Here is an 18287-nt window from a genome sequence, read left to right as displayed (position 1 = left end):
GTGGCGATGGCAGACTACGTACGCAACCTTTGGTACATGGCGGCTTGGGAAGAAGAGGTCGTCGGCGATGCACGGCTGCCGCGGACGTTGCTCGACGAGCCGATGCTGATCTACCGCAAGGAAGATGGCGGCTATGTGATGATGTCAGATCGCTGCCCGCACCGCCTTGCTCCGCTGCACAAGGGGCAACGCAGTGGCGACACGATCGCCTGCCCGTATCATGGCCTTGAGTTCAACGCGGCTGGGCAGTGCACGCGCAATCCGTTTTCGGACCTGATCCCGCCACATGCGCGTGTGAAGACCTATCCGGCGGTCGGCCGCTATGGCGTGATCTGGTTCTGGCCCGGCGACGCCGATCAGGCCGACGATAGCCTGATCCCGAATTTCGCCGCGCTCGATGACCCCAAGCCGATCGTGCGCGGGCGCATGAACTTCGGCGCCAATTACGAGATCATCAGCGACAACCTGCTCGACCTCAGCCACGTCGAATTCATCCATCCCGAAAGCTTCCGCACCGAGGGTAAGATCTTCGCCGGCCAGTACGACGCCGAGGAGACGGCGGACGGCGCGATCTGGTCGCGATGGTCGATGTTCAATACGATTCGCCCCGCGTGGCTGGAGCATCTGCCGGCGAACACGCGACTGGACGAATGGATCGACATGCGCTGGCACGCGCCGGCATCGATGCTGCTACATATCGGCTTCACCCACGCCGGCACGCCGCGCGAAGCCGCGCCGTTCCCCGGTATGATCAACCCGCACATCATCACCCCCGAAACCGCGACCAGCTCGCATTATTTCTATACCCGCGACCCTGGAGACGAAAGCGAAGCGCTCGCCAATCAGGTGTTCGAGGATGAAGACCGCCCGATGTTGGAATGGATTCAGCGGACGATGGGCGACAGGGATTTCTGGGACTGGAAGCCCGTTATCCTCAACGTCGACGCTGCCGGCATCCGCGCTCGCCGACGTCTGATGAAGCTCCGTCGCGCGGAACAGGCCGGCGCCGAACCGCTCGCGGCGGAATAGCAGCGGTGGCCACCATGACGAATTCACCGCCCAACAAACACGGCGCGACGGGCGGCGCAGCGCCACGTCCGCTGACATGGTCAGAAAAACTCGGATACGGGGCGGGGGAGGTCGGCGCAAACCTCGGATGGACGTTCGTCACCGGTTTCCTGCTGGTCTATTATACCGATGTCGCGCTGCTGCCGGTCGCGGCACTCGGCACGCTGATGTTGGTGACGCGGACGTTGGACGCGGTATTCGATCCGATCGTCGGTCTGATCGTGGATCGATCGAGCAGCCGCTGGGGAAAGGCGCGGCCGTTCCTCTTGTTCGCGTGCATACCGTTCGCGATCGGCCTGGTGCTAACCTTTACCGTCCCCGCCGCCTCGCTCGGTACCAAACTGCTGTATGCGTACGGCACGTTCACCCTGCTGGGGTTGCTGTATTCGCTCGTGTACGTGCCTTACAACGCACTGATGCCGTTGATTACGGCGGAGCAAAAGGAGCGCGTGCAACTCGGCAGCATCCGCGCGGTCGCCGGATCACTGGGTTCGATCGTCGTATATGGCGCGACGCTGCCGATCGTGACGGCGGCTGGTGGCGCGGAGAAGGGTGGCTTCGGTACTGCTGCGGCGGTCATGGCCGGCGCGATGGTGCTGTTGATGTTGGCAACATTCCTGTCGTGCCGGGAGCGGCCGGCCCTCGATACTGGGCAACCCGCTACTTCGCTGCGCGTCTCGCTGGCGCGGATGTTCGGCAATCGGGCATGGCGACGGGCGTTCGGATCGGCGGTGCTGTTGTTCGTGCGGATCAGTGTCACGGTCGCCAGCCTGATCTATTTTGCAAAGGACGTGCTGCGACAACCGCAGCTGATCGGCATACTACTGCCGCTGCTGTCGGTGGCGATCCTTGTGGGCGGCGCGCTGGCCGGACCGGTTTTTCAGAAATGGGGCGTGCGCACTGCCAATATAGCGAGTTTGGGCATGGCGCTGGTTCTGCTCGGCGTAAGCTATGCCGTACAGGGTTCGGCTCAGGCATTCACTGCGGCATTTCTACTCTGTAACGTCTGGAGCGGCTTTCAGAGCACCGCGATCTTCGTCAACATCGCAGATGCCGCCGAGGGACAGGCGCTACGCTTCGGCACGCGCGATGACGGGCTTCTGGTCGCCAGCGTCAGCTTCGGCGTGAAGATCGGGCTCGCGTTGGGCAGCGCACTGACGGCCTATGTCTTGGGTTGGACGGGCTATGTGCCTGGCGATGTGAGCGAGGGCGTTCGATCCGCGATTACTTGGCTGTTCTATGGCGGCCCGGCGCTTGCAATCAGCCTCAACATACTGCTGCTCACCGGCAAGCAGTCTGATGCTTGAAACACGCTTCTGATCAGGCGGCAGGTTGCAGGCAGAATGTCTTCGTGTCCGAACGCCCGATAATGGGCGCCTGCGGAACGTCCGGTATTGGTCGGCTGACGTAGAGTAGCTGCCTTTCCCCTGCCCTCCGGCGCAACGGACCCAGTTGCAGACATTGGCGGCACGATTTTCGCTTCCCAATTCCGGTCGCCCGTTCATGTCGCTTGAACGTCCGGAATCAAGCATTCTAAAAACCAGCACGGAACGGTTTGAGGTGGTGGAGATAAAACCTGGCCCGAAAGGCCGGCTTTAGAATACCAACGGCAACCGTGCCGCCGATAACGTCACACCAAGGACATGTGCGATCGAAGGCGCGACGGCGCGCATGTCGATGACACCAAGATCGCCATGGCGGATCAAGGAAGGCCCAGCGACGATCAACGTCGAACGCATCGCAGGCACATCGGGAAGATAACCGTGCATCCCTTTGTAGACGGAAGGCTGGGCAAGCGGCGCGGCCGGGTCACGGCCGGTTTCGTACCCCGGTTGCATTGCAATCATGAAGGCGGCCTCGCCGGGGCCGCCGCGGCGGTGCGTCTCGTCTGCGTCGAGCACCTGCGCGATGTGATAGCGTGGATCGGCCGCCAGCCGCCTGACGAGTGTCGCGACGCGCGCCCGCGTCGCTGCATCCTCGGGATGGGCGAGGACAATGGTTGCGGTGCCTCCTGCAATCCATGGCTCTGCCTGCCACGACTCGACCTTGCCCTCCTTGCCGATCGTAATCAGCCCCGCTTCCACAAAGGGCGCGAATAGATTGATGTCCGTCGCGACGGGAAGAAAGCCATGGTCCGATACGACCACTATCGTCACATCCGGCATCGCAGCGCGCGCGGAGGCGACGAGCGCGCCGACCAGCGTATCGGTACGTTCGATGGTCGCGTTCGCCGCAGGCGAACCCGGGCCGCTGCGATGCTCTTCATGATCGATCCCGGCCAAGTAGATCGTGGTGAAAGCCGGACGATCGGCGAGGATTGCCTGCGCGAATTTAACACGCACAGCGTCGCCGTCGACACTTTCATCGATGCCTGGTTCGTACGTGCCGAGCGTTGCCTCCAACCGGTTGAGAAGTCCCGGCGTCGCAAGCGCGTTCATCAGTTTCGTGTCGTCTGGCATGCCCGTCCGCCAGATTTGGGGCAGATTTTCGTCGATCCCCGATGCGCCGACTGTGACCGGCCAATGAATACTGGCGGTACGCAGACCAGCCTGGTGCGCAGCCTGCCACAGTGTCGTCACGCGAATGTCGCTGCCGTACCAGTACCAGCCTTGCTGGTTCTTCGCCTGCGGATCAAAGGTCAAGTTATTGGAGATGCCGTGTTCGAGCGGCGCCACCCCGGTGATGAGAGTGGTGTGGCTAGGGTATGTCAGGGTCGGCAGGACGCCAATGACGCCTTCAGCGTGCGCACCCTCGGCGAGCAGGGCTCGCAAATGCGGCACCTTGATCCCACGTGCCTCAGCTTGCGTCACATCGTCGGGCCGAAGCCCGTCGAGCGAAATCATTACCACCGGCGACGCGTGCGCGCTGCTGGCTGACCACAGCAGCGAGGCCAATATCCACGTCCATTTGGGTCGGAACATCGCTAGAAACCTTTCTTCAGGGAGATGAAGAACTGTCGAGGCGCGCCGGCGAGCAACGTCTGGTTGTCGCCGCTGGCGGTGAAGCCGTTTGATCCGACCGTACCGATATATTTCTTGTCTGTTAGGTTGGTCACGCTGCCCTCGATGGCGATGCCGTGCAGCACTCCTTCGCCCGCGAACCGATAGCCTATGCTCGCATCCACCAGCACGCGGGCGGGCACCGCTTCATCGTTGAGATAGGTGAAGTAGCGCTTGCTCATGTAATCCGCGCCGACGCGCGCGGTGACGCCGTATTGCTCATAGACAACCTCGCCCTTGACCATGTGTTCCGGCGTGTCGACGACTCTCTTGCCCTCGGTCGCAACCAGCAGCGCGCCGCTCGAGCTGCGAACGTCGTCGGCGTAAGTCGAATGATTGTACGAATAGCTGGCGAACAGCGACAGCGGCGTGAACACGCGGTAATTTGCCGACAATTCCGCACCATAGGTGTGGACGGCGCCGACGTTGTTTAGCGTCGCCGGATTGCCGATGATACCTGCACCATTGGCAAAGGCGAGAAGGCGGTTGGTGAAATCGACATAGTAGCCGACCGCCGACGCCTGAAACGGCCCCTCGCGGAAGCGCAAGCCGCCCTCCGCCGTCTTCGAGCGTTCCGGCTTCAATTGGTCACGAATTGCGTTAAACCCGGCCTGTGTGGTTGAGAACGGACCGGTCGTCGCCGAGGAGACAAAAGCCCGCATGTTCTCAGTGTAGTCGGCGAACACTTCTGTCTGCGGCGTCACCTTGAACACCACGCCCGCCTGTGGCTGAAAGAGATCACGCGCGGTAATCCTCCCGGTGGCGAGCGGCGACGTCGTGTCACCGAGCATCACCGCGCGGTTGACGACGTACACGCCCTTCCAGCCGCCGTTCACGGTAAGCCGGTCGTCGAACAGCCGCAGCGTATCCTCGACGTGGTATTGCAGCGTCTCGGTATTGTATTTCCCATCCCACTGGGTCGCATACGCGTTGCGCTGGAATGCCAGCGTATCACGGTTCGGCGTCGCGCTGTCGGTCATTCCGTAGAAACGGCGCGCCTGCGTGAAATCGTTATTCTCGTACCAGCCGCCCAGTTCGATGCGGTTCGCGCCTGTTTCGTAGGAGAGCGTGCCGATGCCGCCGAAGCGCTTGATGCTGTACTCCGTTGTGCGAAAACCCAGTGGGCTCGGCGCGGTGATGACCGACCCATCCTGGTTGAGCGCGCCGACCGACGTGGGCGAGTATGGCGTTATCCACGAACCCTGCCCCTTGTTTTGATGGTAATAGGTAGTGGTCTTCAGGGCCAACGCAGGCGTGAGATGCGCGTCGAACGTCACGCCGCCAAGGTAATCACGGCGCAGACCGCCGGCATCGTAATAGGCGTCGTCCACTGTGCCGAACCTGGTCGGGAAGGTCGTGCCGACCCCAGCCCAAGGCAGCGCCGCCTTGGATGCCGCCGCAACCTGGTTCTGGTAAACCTTGGCGATGCGTAACGCGAGCGGGTAATCGTTGGCGATATTGTCGTCACGGAGGCCCCGGCGCGCGATGATGTCGTAGCTGAGATCCTGATAATCCTGCTCGCGACGATCTGAAAAATTGAAGAATCCTGAAATGCTGCCGAGCGGACCGAGATCTTCGACAATCTTCGCGTTTGCCTGATGCTGGCGCTGCGTGCCGTAGCCCTTCCACTTGTCCGTGGTGAGATAGCCGTAGCTGACGTAACCACTCAGTCCGTGGCCTATGTCGCCGCTGTCGAGCCGTGCGTAGGCGCGGTAGGTGTTGTCGGAGCCATAGGTGCCGCTGCCGGTGATCGCGGGCGTCGCATGCGGCATCGCGCTGAAGAACTCGATCGTGCCGCCGAGGTTGCTGGTGGAAGCGGTGCCGAGCGCGCCAGCGCCTTGCGCGACTTCGGTGCGCGCGACGTTCTCGGAGATGATCGCGCGGCTGATGTGTAGGCCGTTGACGTTGCCGTAGCTCATGTCGCCGAGCGGAACGCCGTCGAGCGTAAAGCCGAGCTGATTCTGGTTGAACCCGCGCAGTGAGATGCGCACCGCCCATTCATAAGCACCGAACGGATCGGCCGCCTGGAAGTTGACGCCAGGCAGTTTCTCGATCGCCTTCAGCGGGCTGGAGCCAGGCGTCAGCCGCGCGATGTCGGCGGCGTTTACGCTCTGCACCTGACGGCTTTGCCCAAAGCCGAGCACGACGATGTCGTCACCCGGTGGCGCTGTGCCAGCCGGTTCGGGACTTGTGTCATTCGTTGCCGCCACGACGGGCCCCACAACCGAATTTTCCTGCGCTTCGGCTGAGAGAGGCGCGATGATGGCTGCAAGCGCGATGCCGGTCAAAAGTCGAACAGCGATTCTCATGGTGAGCCCCTTTGCGCCGCTTCGGCGTCGCAGGCCCATTGGCGGCGGGACATGACATGCTGGAGACGGGCATATTACGCTGTGATGACGCACGTCTCACGATAAATGGAAGCTGCTAGGGCGGCGCCCACCGTACATAGAAGAACCCAGCCAGCGCCGCCTTGAACAAGACGCTTTAGCGGTTCCCAGATAGCAACAAGCTTTGCAGACTCCTTTGCAGAGTGACCCGGCGCGCTTGCAGAGCTTACAACATCGCTGCCGCCTCGTTGCGATGACGTGGGAGCGTGCGGCCAAGACGGTGCACATCGGCTGGCGAGGTGACCCACAAACCGACTTTTGTAAGCCTTTTGTAGTCTCTCAACTTCGGACGTCTGTTTATCAAGAGAAAGTGCAGCGCGTCCGAGCAGCTAAGGCGGCCTAATTATCGCCAGACAGGAAATCCGAGCACGGCACCCGCCTCAATTGATACACGCATGCCAACCCTTGGCAGCAACGCTGATGATGATGGTAGGACACTTTGCCGCATCATCGCTCATCTGCGCGGCGCCTGGAAATATTCGATGTTTCTCTGCTCCGCCAGCACACCCAAGCGGCACTTGCTGTCGGAAGTTACGGCCTCTCTACTGTTTTCCTGCACCCGTTTGTGATGTCCCCACGCTTGCTGTCTAAGCGGCTGCATGGCCAGCAAAACTCGATACGAAGCCCATCAACGACCTGAAGCAGATCTCGCCGGCCGTTAGGGCATCTACGCCTGCGGAGCCAAACGTTGGCTGGATGTTCATTTCGCGACAGAAGCTGAGGCCCGCGAGATGATCGTCATCCTCGATCATGTGAAAGCTTCTACTCCAATCCGGCGCCCAACCGCCTATTAATCATGGGGACTGACATTCGAGCTAATTGCTACGGCCTCAATCCGCCGGCGGCAGGTTTCCTCAAGCGGGCTTCGTGTCAGCGATGAGCAACTGTGGGTCGAAGATCACGCCAGTGAGTTCCGAGATATGTGCAAGCGGGATCTGGTACCGGGCGTACTCGCCAGGAGCGAACTCGATTCCGAAGCGATCGATGACGTCTTTTTGACTAAGCAGGAAAGCATAGATCCGCAGGATATGCCCCACGCTGTCATTTGCGCTGACCGCGACGACTTTCCAGAACGTTTCTGGGTACTGAACGACGCCGGTACCAAAGTCCTGCCTCGGGTCGCCCGGCGCAAGCATGTCCCGCGATAATGCACGCACGCGTGTCACCCGACTGGAGATTTTTTTGGTCCGCTCCTATCATTTACACATAAATGAAGGTGCGCCCTCAGCAGCATTTCCCGACATGATGAGGACGGACGCTGCGGCGCCCCCGACGCATTGGTTATACGGAGAGACAAGGTCCAGGCGGCCTCTTAAGTAGTTGACTAATCGCTACTCGATCTCAGTCGATTGTTCATCTCTGCGAAAAGAATGAGAACCGCTACCGCTGTCTTGGTGACGGCGATCGTCTGGAGTGAAACCAGCCTGTCATGTTGCCGGCCCAGAGAGGATCGCCAGGCATTCTAACCCGGCAAAAGGAACATGCCGATGTTCGCTGCCGTACCGCTTGGGTCGTCGCTTGCTTTGGTGCTTCTCGGCGCCTGCCTGGTACTCGTGCTTGTGTTCGAGTTTTCGAATGGATTTCACGATACCGCGAACGCCGTCGCGACCGTCATCTACACCAACTCCCTCAAGCCGGTTCAGGCGGTGGTTTGGTCCGGTCTGATGAACTTTATGGGCGTCATGGTCGGCGGTACCGCGGTCGCTTACGCCCTTGTGGAAATCCTGCCGCCCGAGGTGTTGACCCCGCCGAATGGCGACCCGGCGATCGGAATGCTTGCCGCCTTGTTCATAACGTCGCTGCTTTGGAATGTCGGCACCTGGGCGCTGGGCATACCCAACTCCAGTAGCCATGCATTGATCGGGTCTCTTGTCCGCGTCTCGATCGCCTCCACCCTGCGACGCTCGCGTCCGCTGCACGAAGGCGTCGATTGGTCGCAGATCCTCAAAGTGCTCGAAGCATTGCTTGTTTCGCCGGTGCTTGGCTTTGCGCTTGCGTGACTGCTGTTCCGCCTGGTGCGGCTCCTGTTCAAAGACCAGCACCTCTACGAGCCGCCGGAGGGCGACACCCCACCGGTATGGTGGATGCGGGCCATTCTGATTGGCACCTGCACCGGCGTTTCGTTCTCCCACGGCAGCAACGATGGTCAGAAAAGCATCGGCCTGATCATGTTGACCGTCATCGGGCTTGCGCCGTTCACCTTTGCAATCAACGAGGATCTTGCGCCGGGCAAGGTTGCTGGCATCCTGCCCCAGTTTGCGAGCGCGACGTCGCTCATTGCAAAGGATGGAAGCAGCAAGAAGGCCTAAGGCCTCAACGCCGCTACTGATGCGATGGTGCTGATGAAGGGCGTCACGCGCTTGAGCGCGGTGCCGCATGACAAGCGCGTACGGCTACGCGCAGATACCAACCGGGTCATCGCCGAGCTGAAAACGGTCGGCGAAAACAAGGCTGGAAACGCATCCAAGACTGAGCAAGCGACCGCGAAGGCACTTCAGAAGGATCTCACCGGGCTGGTGAACTATGTGCCGTGGTGGGTAAGCGACGGCATCGGGGCTGCGAATCTCCTAATTCGATAGCGCTGTGTGAGATGGAGCGGCCGTTTTGGCCTCCTAGCTGATTGAGGGCTTCGGCAGAGAGCAAAAGCTTCATATACGCACGGTCGGCCTCACTATGGCCGGTTGCCGCTCGCAACCGTCTCCGTGATCATATGGTTTAGCTGCCGCGCCTTCCGCTACGATCCAACTGAGGGCATTCGGATGGCCGCTTTTTCCGCGGCAGTATTCATACTGTCACCAAGCCTGCCTAGCGGGGCGACCAGCAGCAGCGGATCGCTGCCCAGCGGGGAAAATTCAATGCGAAGAACAATCTGGACTGGCGGCGTCGCTTTGAGTGTGTTTGCTACTACCGCGCCTGCTTCAGCACAGCTCGCGACGCAGGCGCCTGCCGGATCAGTTTCCGCCTCCACGTCTGACACTGCGGCCGCGCCCAGCTTGACCGATCCCCAAGCGGCAGACCCCAACGGCGCTGCGGGGAATGACATCATCGTGACCGGTTCGGCCCGTGCCCAGCGGCGGTTCGGCGTTTCATACGAGATCAACTCGCTTTCGCAGACGGACGTGAAGCTGCTCGCTCCGAAAAGCTTTGCGGATCTGCTCGGCACCCTGCCGGGTATCCATGTCGAGACGACCGGCGGCGAGGTGCAGAACATTACCCGGCTGCGCGGCATTCCAACAGACCGTGGCCTGTTGATCTTCCAGCAAGACGGCCTGCCACTCTACCATGAGGTCGATGGATATTTTTTCAACGCAGGCGACGGGATGAATCGTTACGACCTCATGACCGACCGGGTCGAGGTCGTGCAGGGTGGCCCAGCGCCGATCTATGCTTCGGAAGCAGCTGGCATCGTCAACAACATCACCGTCAGCGGCACCGACACGCCACGCGGCAAGGCACAACTGACGATTGGCGACATCGGTTTGTATCGCGGCGATGTCATGCAGTCCGGCCCGCTTGGCCACGACACCTATTATGCGATCGGCGGCTTTCTGCGCTACAGCGACGGATATCGCGACAACGGGTTCCCCAATGATCGCGGCGGCCAGATCCGTGCGAACATCAAACATGATTTCGCCAACGGCTTTGTGAAGGTGACGGGCAATTACCTCAACGATCACAACGTCTTCTATTTGCCAATTCCAATCGCAAACCCCGCCAACCCATCGCAGTCGCTGAACCCGTGGCTCAACTACTTCACGGGTACGACCAACTCGCCGTCCTTCCGCGACGTAACGCTTAGCTATCAGGATCCCAATGGCGCATTGCGTAGTGTAAACCGCGATCTCGCCGATGGCCGGCATATGGTTTACGGCAATCTTGGTGTTCAGTATCAAGGTGATTTCGACGATTGGCTGGTCAGCTTCAAAGGTGGTGCAACGAAAGGCAAAAACACCTTCGACGCTCTGTATTCCACTACCAATCCCAGCGATGCGAATGCCTTCGCGGCAACCTACCGTGCGGCGGCGGCCAAGGCGTTCGGCGCTGTTGATCATCTTGGCTATGTCATCGCCGGGACGAACACCGCCTATAATCCGTACGGCCAATCCGGACTGGTGATGCCAGCGCAGTATCGCGCAGCGGACTCAAGCTTTTACTCAGTGCAGGGCGATCTTAGCGTCACCCACAAGTTCGCCACCGGCTTCGGTACGCATGACGTGAAAGTCGGTGCGTACACCTCCTTCTATGGCGATACACAGTATCAGCTTTACCAGCAGTACCTGATCCAAGTGCAAGGCCAACCTGCCCGGCTCGACCTCCTCGCGTATTCGGCAAGCGGTGCGATACTGGGCAAGGTCACGAACAACGGCGCATTGCCCGGCACAAATGCCTTGGGTATCGGCAAGGTCGATGCGAAAATGTTTGCGATCTACGCCAACGATACCTGGGAAATCACGTCCGGTCTAAGGCTAGACGGCGGCATTCGGCATGAATGGTACAGCTACAATGGCTTTGAAGACTTCACAAAAACGGTTACGAACACGTTGTTGACCGGAACGCTGGCCAACACTGTCATGGCACTAACGGGCAACGCCTACCAATTCCGTCTGAGCCCACAGGTGACCAACTGGACCGCTGGTCTCAACTACGATTTCACGCGCCATCTCGGGGCCTATGGCCGCGCCAGTCATATCGAGGTGCCACCTACTGCCGGAACCGCCTTCAGCACCACGCCGACCCCGACCTACACCAAGGCGAATGAGTACGAGCTCGGCCTGAAGGCTTCATTCGGGCATAACTACGTGTATGCCACCGGCTACTACACGCAGTTCAATCCGCTCAACGGCTCCTATCCGGACCCAACCACGCAATACACCACAAACGTGCCTTTCATCGGCAAGGCAGTAAGCAAGGGTGTCGAGGTTGACGCGAACGTGGAGCCGGTACGCTGGTTCTCGGTGAGTGGGGCGATCACCTTCGCCGATCCGCAATATGATAATCTTTACAATCCCAGCCAACCCTCCCAGACCATCGCGGTCGCTGGCAAGCAGATCATACGCGAGCCGAAGCTATACGGTCATGTCATGCCGAAGCTTCACTTTGAGAGTGGGCCGAACCTGTTCGACCTCTATGGCACAATGAACTTTGTCGGTCGTGAATATGTCGATTATCTGAACTCCACCGAACTGCCCGCCTATCAGACGCTCGGCGTGGGTTTCAACTACACTCGTGGTTCTTGGCAGTTCCAGGTGGTGGGCGACAACGTCACCAATAATCACGGACTGACCGAAGGAAACACCCGAAGCGACGCGTTCGGCCAAGGTACGGCGGTCGCGGTCTATGGGCGTCCATTGTTCGGGCGCAACTTCCGCTTCGTGCTGACCAAATCATGGTAAGCAGTCTATACAAAGACATCCTAAGCGCTTGCGCGATGCTGACGATCGCGGCGGCTCCGCCGAATGGCGCCGGCGTGTCGGACAGGATGATCGCGGCGCTTTCCGAACGGCTTTTCCCGACGCTGTCGATCTGGCCGCGCAATCATCGGGCCAAGTCGATCACCGCGATGCTGGCGCAGCGGCGCCAGCGGATCGTCGCGTGCAAAAGCGATCCGCGCTGCGTGCTTCAGGCAGCACGCTGGAGTGACGCCGAGCGCGATACTCTCGGTAGCGCGGCCGAGCAAAGCGGCATTCGGACAGTCCGTGAAGACAGCGCGCGTTTTGCAATTCTGCGTGAGGTCGCAGGCATCAACGCTATTTTGAGCGTATACGGTCAGGGCGCGGCACCGCGCTACCCCGAGATTGATGGACCCGATCCTGAGCGCGCCACCGCAAATGCCTCGGCTGCTGTTGCGCTTGCCGAAGCCGAGCTCAATGCCTCGGCGACCATGCTCGATCCTAGCGTCGGGCTTGCGCTTGCCCTGCTCGACGCCAACGATCGCGACGACGCTGCCGCGTTCGAGCCGCTTGAGCCACGCTTCAACGCTGCGGCAACGGTACGCGCCAAGACGCTCACTTGGTCACGGTATAAGTACACCGCGATCATCGTACCCGGTATCGGACCCGAGGACCTTTCCACGCCGCTCAGTGCGCTTGGCAAGCTCAACGTCCAGATGGCGGCGACGCTGTGGAGAAGCGGCTTGGCCCCATTTGTGCTATTCTCTGGGGGATCGGTCCATCCGCGCAGAACGCGTCAGGTGGAGGCTGTTGAAATGGCCCGCGCCATTCAGGATCGCTTCGGGGTGCCAGCGGAAGCGATCATCATCGAGCCCTATGCGCGGCATACCACCACAAACCTACGGAACGCCACGCGGCGGCTCGCCGCATTGGGCGCTCCGCTTGATCAGCCGGCGCTAATCTCAACCAATATCGACCAAAGCCGCTATATCGAGAGCGCAAAGTTCGCGCAGCGTAACCAGATAGAACTCGGCTACCAGCCCGGTCGCATCGGCGCGCGTCTATCGCCAAATCAGGTGGAGTTCCTGCCCTCCACCGCTTCGCTGCGGGTCGACCCTTTAGACCCGCTCGATCCGTGAGCGCTGCTCAACGCCAAGGACCCCTTACGCAGGAGCAACCATGATAAAGCGCCTCGCCCTCCTTCTCACGGCACTGTCAGCATCGCCAGCCTTTGGCTGGGGTCATCAGGCGCATTCCGCGATCGACCGCGCGGCGATCGCTGCGCTGCCGGCTGATGGACCGATCTTCCTACGCGCCTACTCGGACTATATCGCTGCGTCTTCCACCATCCCGGATGGCTGGCGTAACGCGTCAGAGCCCTTTTCCAAAATCGAGGAGGACCCCAACCACGGCTGGTTCCGCGAGCGCTTCGCCTTCCTCAAGCCTCTTCCCCGGTCACGCTATGCTTTCCTGCTGGCGCTTTACCGCGAAAATCAACGCCTCTTGCACAGTGATCCTGCATCGGCGGCTTGGATCAACGTTCGCTGGACGGGCACGCTCCCGTTCGCGATCATGGAGCAATACGGCCACCTTGTCGCCGACATGCGCCAGCTTCGCACCGCGCGTGCGAACGGCGAGGCGCAGAACGCGAAGTTTCTGGAACAGATCTGTGCATTCGATGTGATCCGACTTGGTCACTATGTCGGAGATGGATCTCAACCGCTTCACGACACGATGAACAGCGACGGATGGCGGGGGCTTAATCCCCACGGCTACACTGCCGACGGAAGCATACACGCTCGCTTCGAAACGGCTTATGTCAAATTGATCGATCTCACCGAAGGTGATGTGCGCCAACACATGGCGCCGCGCTCGCACGAAGAAGGAGACTTATTCGACGCAGTGCTTTCCTACCTCAACGCGGCGGGCGATCATATGGAAACGGTGTACCAGCTCGATAAGCGAGGATCATTCAGCAGGCAGAGCGACCCCGATGCACGCGCACTTGTCTATGCAACAACCGCGGCAGGTGCATCAATGCTGCGTGATATGATTGCGCGCGCCTGGAGCGAGTCTCAGGCCATCGATGCCAACTTGGCGAACCCACTGGATCCACAAACACCTGGGTATGATCCTACGACGGGTTCCGCCCCGGCTAAGGTCGATCCGAACTGATCATGTGCGCGTGTTGATCTTCCGAAAGATCGCTCGTGCAGAAGACCCAATTGCCGACACCCGAGGCCGAATCTCGCCGTTCCAACTCCGGCCATTTGTTCAGCTGACTATAAAGTAGCTTATCGCACCTCCACGAGGTGAGTGCCTGAGGGCTGCTGCGTGAAGACGCAGCGCTTTTCGAGAAAGAGCTCAATCACCGCCGCGGCGGTCAAGCTGTGCTGACTCGGCTTGACGGTCGTAAAGCTGCCGCCGCCGGCGAGGGCGAATGGCAGCAGCAGCTGATCCGCCAGGTACGGCCCGGCGAACGCGTCGGAGGCGAGATAGCCTGCCATTCGGGCCGCTGCCGTCTGCGCGACCCGTTCCGCCGATACGCCGAGCTTACCAAAGCCGCTGACCACCTCCGTCACCTGTTCGAAAGCGGCTTCCAGCAGCAGGATGTTGCCCGGACCCTGGCTCTCGGGCAGTTCGCGGACCGCGAACGCCTCCTCCGACCAGTCGGCGAGCAGTTTCTTCGCGGTCGCGATCTCGCGATCGGCGACGCCGGGCGGGATGGCCGCGAACATTGCCAACGCTGACCGGGTGAGCGGTGCGCCTCGATCGAGGCAGTCGATAGACCTTAGCGGCGCTGGCGTGATGTCCACCTCGATCCGTCCGCCGCCACGCGGGTAGAAGCCGGGCCGCACCAACCGCGCTGTAACGGTAGGCCCCATCCGGTCGATGATCGGCAAGAAGCTACGGGCGATGAAATCGAATGGCGGTGCCAGCATGTTGTGCGTGCCGCCTTCGAGCACCAACCGCGACGGCGCATTCGAGATCGCCAGTGGCATCAGCACTGTCTGAAGTACCAGGCCCGTCGATCCCGCAGTGCCAACGGCGAAGTGGTATTCGCCCGGCGCGACCGGACCGGGGCGGAAGGTTACCGCCGACGCGCCAACGGTCAGCCCTTCGCATTCAGCTCCGCCGATCGCGCATGCCGCCTCGATCGCGGTGACGTGCTGGCGCATCAGCCCTGGCTTCTCACGGCCGCCCCTCACGTTGGTGATCCGGAACGGTGTACCCGTGACGAGCGCCAGCGCGCACGCGTTGCGCACCACCTGTCCGCCGCCTTCCCCTTTCGAACCATCGATCTCGATCATATTCTGTCTCGCATTGGGTGGTGTGCGTCAGCCCTTGACGCACACCACCTGCTTCAGTGTGTGGACGATCTCGACGAGATCGGCCTGCGCCGCCATCACCGCCTCGATCGGCTTGTAGGCGCGGGGACTCTCGTCGATCACCCCCTCGTCCTTGCGGCAGGCTACGCCTGCGGTCGCGGCGACGTGCTCCGCCACCGTGACTTCGCGCTTCGCCTGCGTCCGGCTCATCACCCGACCAGCGCCGTGCGAGCAACTGTCGAACGACTCCCTGTTGCCAAGGCCGCGCACGATGAACGACTTGGCGCCCATCGAGCCCGGGATGATCCCCATCACGCCTTCCGCCGCGCGCACCGCACCCTTGCGGGTGACGAGCACGTTCTGGCCGAAGTGGTTCTCCCGGCGAACGTAGTTGTGATGGCAGTTGATGGCCTCAAGCTCCGCGTCGAACGGCTTGGCGATGACGCCGCGTATGGCGCGTATCACGTTTGTCATCATCATCCGCCGGTTTAGCGCCGCATAGTCCTGCGCCCAGCCGACCGCCTCGACATAGTCGTCGAAGTGTTCGGTTCCTTCCGGGAAATAGGCGAGATCCTCGTCGGGAAGGTTCAGGAACCACTTGCGCATATCCTGCTTCGCCAGCTCGATGAAAAAGGTGCCGATCGCGTTGCCGACGCCGCGCGAACCCGAGTGAAGCATCACCCAAACGCGCTGCTCGGTATCTAGGCAAACCTCAATGAAGTGATTGCCTGTCCCCAGCGTGCCGAGATGGACCAGGTTGTTGGTCTTGGCCAGCTTCGGATACTTGGCGACGATCTGCCCAAACCGGCCAGCGAGCGTCGCCCAGGCCTCTACGATCTCGACGGGCGGATCACCCCACGACCCGGGATCGCGCTTGCCCATCTTCACATCGCGGCCGACGGGCACCGCCCGCTCGATCGCGGCGCGCACGCCTTCCAGATTATCGGGCAGGTCGCTCGCCATCAGGCTCGTCCGCGCCGCCATCATGCCGCAGCCGATGTCGACGCCAACCGCTGCCGGGATCACTGCGCCTTTGGTCGCGATGACCGAACCGACGGTTGCACCGATGCCGACATGGACGTCGGGCATGACGGCGACGTGCTTGAACACGAACGGCATCTTCGCCGCCGACGCGAGCTGCACCCGCGCCTTGTCATCGACCGGGACGCCGCGCGTCCACATCTTGATCGGGACGCCGCCCTCGACGGTCTGGACATCATAGTTCGCGATCATGTTTGCCTCCGGTGATCTCTGCGTTTGGGGCGACTGGCTGATTCCAGCCGCCCCGGCCGCGTTGTCGGACTGCTCGATACCATTCGATCCGACGCGATCTCCACAGCATCGGTTGTGCCAACTTCCGGTGTCTGCACCAAATTTTGACTAAGAGCCTGTAATTTATCCACATTGTTTTTGGGACCAGCATACTGCTATTCTTTGGCCGATAATAAATATGAGTGACAGGGATATCGACTTATCCTATCGTATAACCATGAAGCCGCTGGTAGTGATCGGATTCCTTGGTTCCACGCTGGATGGCAGCAAGCACGACGCCTCCCGCTGGAACAAGTGGCGGCCGTCCGTGGGCCTCGCCATGCATGAGGATCTGCGGATCGATCGTTTCGTCCTCATCCACGGCACCCCGCACCAGCGGCTTGCCGACTTCGTCGCGCGGGACATTGCGTCGGTCTCTCCCGAAACGCGCGTCGAGCCGCACCTGATCGACTTCGCCGATCCATGGGATTTCGAGGAGGTTTACGGCAAGCTGCTCGACTTCGCTCGCGGCTGGCCGTTCGATCCTGAGGCGGAGGACTATCTCGTCCACATCACCACCGGCACTCACGTCGCCCAAATCTGCCTCTTCCTCCTGACCGAGGCGCATTACCTGCCCGGCCGTCTGCTCCAGACGCAGCCCCGACGAGGAACGGCCGAGCCGGCAGGGACGTGGAACGCGATCGACCTCGACCTGTCGCGCTACGACAGCATCGCGACGCGCTTCGCCGCCGCGAGCGCGGAGAGCACATCGTTTCTAAAGTCCGGCATTGAGACGCGAAGCGCCGTGTTCAACGCCATGATTGACGAGATCGAGCAGGTCGCGACCCGCAGCCGCTCACCGGTGCTGCTGATGGGACCGACGGGTGCTGGGAAGAGCCAGCTGGCCCGGCGCATCTATGATCTGAAGCGGCTGAAGCATCAGGTAAAAGGCGCCTTCGTCGAGGTGAACTGCGCGACGCTGCGTGGCGACAGCGCTATGTCGGCGCTCTTCGGGCACAAGCGAGGCGCGTTCACCGGCGCCGCCGCCGACCGCGCCGGGCTGCTGCGCACGGCGGACGGTGGCATGCTGTTCCTCGACGAGATCGGCGAGCTCGGGCTGGACGAGCAAGCCACCATTCTGCGCGCGATCGAGGACAAGAGATTTCTACCAGTCGGTGCCGACAAGGAGGCCGGGTCCGACTTCCAGCTCATCGCGGGCACCAATCGCGACCTCTCGCAGGCCGTCGCGGAGGGCCGTTTTCGTGACGACCTCTACGCCCGCCTCAACCTATGGACCTTCACGCTGCCAGGCCTCGTCGATCGGCGTGAGGATATCGCGCCCAATCTCGATTACGAACTCGACCGCTTCGCTGAGCGCGAGGGCACACGCGTCACCTTCAATAAAGAGGCACGCGATCGCTATCTCGCCTTTGCGGGAGGCCCCGACGCGCGCTGGACCGGCAACTTTCGCGATCTCGCCTCCAGCGTGACCCGCATGGCAACGTTCAGCCCGAAAGGCCGCATCGACGCCACTTGCGTCGAGGCGGAGGTTATCCGCCTGAAGCGGCTGTGGTCGGTTGGATCGGCACCGGACGACGGGTTGGTCGAAGTACTGTCGCCAGACCGCGTCGGGACGCTTGATCCGTTCGACCGTGTTCAGCTGGCCCACGTCGTGGAGATCTGCCGACGCAGCCGCTCGCTCTCCGAAGCCGGCCGCACGCTGTTCGCCGCGTCGCTGGCGAAGCGCGCGTCCTCCAACGATGCCGACCGCCTGCGCAAGTACCTTCAGCGGTTTAACCTGACATGGCAGGAACTGCGTGATCGAGCGCAAGTTCGCCAATAAGCATCAGACGCGGCCACTCG

Annotated in this window: 14 protein-coding genes; 9 read left to right on the top strand and 5 right to left on the bottom strand. The window is 61.2% G+C overall.

The features are described from left to right. Positions 1 to 6 precede the first annotated feature (6 nt). Together OXR00_RS18085 and OXR00_RS18080 are read left to right on the top strand one after the other, a co-directional pair. Positions 7 to 1029, top strand: coding sequence for an aromatic ring-hydroxylating dioxygenase subunit alpha (locus OXR00_RS18085; protein WP_267389620.1), 1023 nt, complete (start codon positions 7 to 9; stop codon positions 1027 to 1029). 14 nt (positions 1030 to 1043) lie between these two features. Next, entirely contained in the window at positions 1044 to 2375 is a 1332-nt protein-coding gene (locus tag OXR00_RS18080; RefSeq protein ID WP_242153415.1) for a glycoside-pentoside-hexuronide (GPH):cation symporter, read from the top strand. Positions 2376 to 2663: 288 nt separating this feature from the next. Here the strand turns inward: OXR00_RS18080 and OXR00_RS18075 are convergent, their stop codons facing one another. The 3 genes from OXR00_RS18075 to OXR00_RS18065 all read right to left on the bottom strand — a co-directional run bounded on the left by OXR00_RS18075 (position 2664) and on the right by OXR00_RS18065 (position 7590). Further along, positions 2664 to 3989, bottom strand: coding sequence for an ectonucleotide pyrophosphatase/phosphodiesterase (locus OXR00_RS18075; RefSeq protein ID WP_267389619.1), 1326 nt, complete (start codon positions 3987 to 3989; stop codon positions 2664 to 2666). A 2-nt stretch (positions 3990 to 3991) separates the two neighbouring features. Further along, positions 3992 to 6376, bottom strand: a complete 2385-nt coding sequence (locus OXR00_RS18070; protein ID WP_267389618.1) for a TonB-dependent receptor — start codon at positions 6374 to 6376, stop codon at positions 3992 to 3994. Between the two features lie 932 nt (positions 6377 to 7308). Further along, positions 7309 to 7590 (bottom strand): DNA/RNA non-specific endonuclease, encoded by a 282-nt coding sequence (locus OXR00_RS18065; RefSeq protein ID WP_267389617.1) that lies wholly within the window; start codon positions 7588 to 7590, stop codon positions 7309 to 7311. 351 nt (positions 7591 to 7941) lie between these two features. Here OXR00_RS18065 and OXR00_RS18060 point away from each other — a divergent pair, with 351 nt between their 5' ends. From OXR00_RS18060 to OXR00_RS18035, 6 genes are all read left to right on the top strand, one after another. Then, positions 7942 to 8454, top strand: a complete 513-nt coding sequence (locus OXR00_RS18060; RefSeq protein ID WP_267389616.1) for an inorganic phosphate transporter — start codon at positions 7942 to 7944, stop codon at positions 8452 to 8454. 15 nt (positions 8455 to 8469) lie between these two features. Beyond that, on the top strand, positions 8470 to 8763 hold the full coding sequence (locus tag OXR00_RS18055) for a hypothetical protein (RefSeq protein ID WP_267389615.1): 294 nt from the start codon (positions 8470 to 8472) through the stop codon (positions 8761 to 8763). Positions 8764 to 8787: 24 nt separating this feature from the next. Beyond that, entirely contained in the window at positions 8788 to 9033 is a 246-nt protein-coding gene (locus tag OXR00_RS18050; RefSeq protein WP_267389614.1) for a hypothetical protein, read from the top strand. A gap of 180 nt (positions 9034 to 9213) precedes the next feature. After that, the gene (locus tag OXR00_RS18045) at positions 9214 to 11847 is read left to right on the top strand and encodes a TonB-dependent receptor (protein ID WP_267389613.1); all 2634 of its coding nucleotides are present in this window, start codon (positions 9214 to 9216) and stop codon (positions 11845 to 11847) included. Positions 11848 to 11882: 35 nt separating this feature from the next. After that, positions 11883 to 12983 carry a YdcF family protein gene (locus OXR00_RS18040; protein WP_267389612.1) on the top strand — a complete coding sequence of 367 codons (1101 nt, stop codon included), beginning with the start codon at positions 11883 to 11885 and terminating at the stop codon, positions 12981 to 12983. Positions 12984 to 13023: 40 nt separating this feature from the next. After that, entirely contained in the window at positions 13024 to 14019 is a 996-nt protein-coding gene (locus OXR00_RS18035; RefSeq protein ID WP_267389611.1) for a nuclease, read from the top strand. A 119-nt stretch (positions 14020 to 14138) separates the two neighbouring features. Here OXR00_RS18035 and rtcA read toward each other — a convergent pair whose 3' ends face one another. Then, positions 14139 to 15155: an RNA 3'-terminal phosphate cyclase gene (gene rtcA, locus OXR00_RS18030; protein WP_267389610.1), complete on the bottom strand. Its 1017-nt coding sequence runs from the start codon at positions 15153 to 15155 to the stop codon at positions 14139 to 14141. 27 nt (positions 15156 to 15182) lie between these two features. Further along, positions 15183 to 16406, bottom strand: a complete 1224-nt coding sequence (locus OXR00_RS18025; RefSeq protein ID WP_267389609.1) for an RtcB family protein — start codon at positions 16404 to 16406, stop codon at positions 15183 to 15185. Positions 16407 to 16662: 256 nt separating this feature from the next. On the opposite strand from OXR00_RS18025, the gene rtcR reads away from it, so the two are divergent. Continuing rightward, positions 16663 to 18267: an RNA repair transcriptional activator RtcR gene (gene rtcR / locus OXR00_RS18020; protein WP_267389608.1), complete on the top strand. Its 1605-nt coding sequence runs from the start codon at positions 16663 to 16665 to the stop codon at positions 18265 to 18267. Positions 18268 to 18287: the final 20 nt, after the last annotated feature.

This window comes from Sphingomonas sp. GC_Shp_3 (genome assembly GCF_026540945.1).
Lineage (GTDB): Bacteria > Pseudomonadota > Alphaproteobacteria > Sphingomonadales > Sphingomonadaceae > Sphingomonas.
The sequence above is the reverse complement of the archived record's forward strand: the minus strand, read 5'-3'. Positions and strand labels throughout refer to the sequence as shown.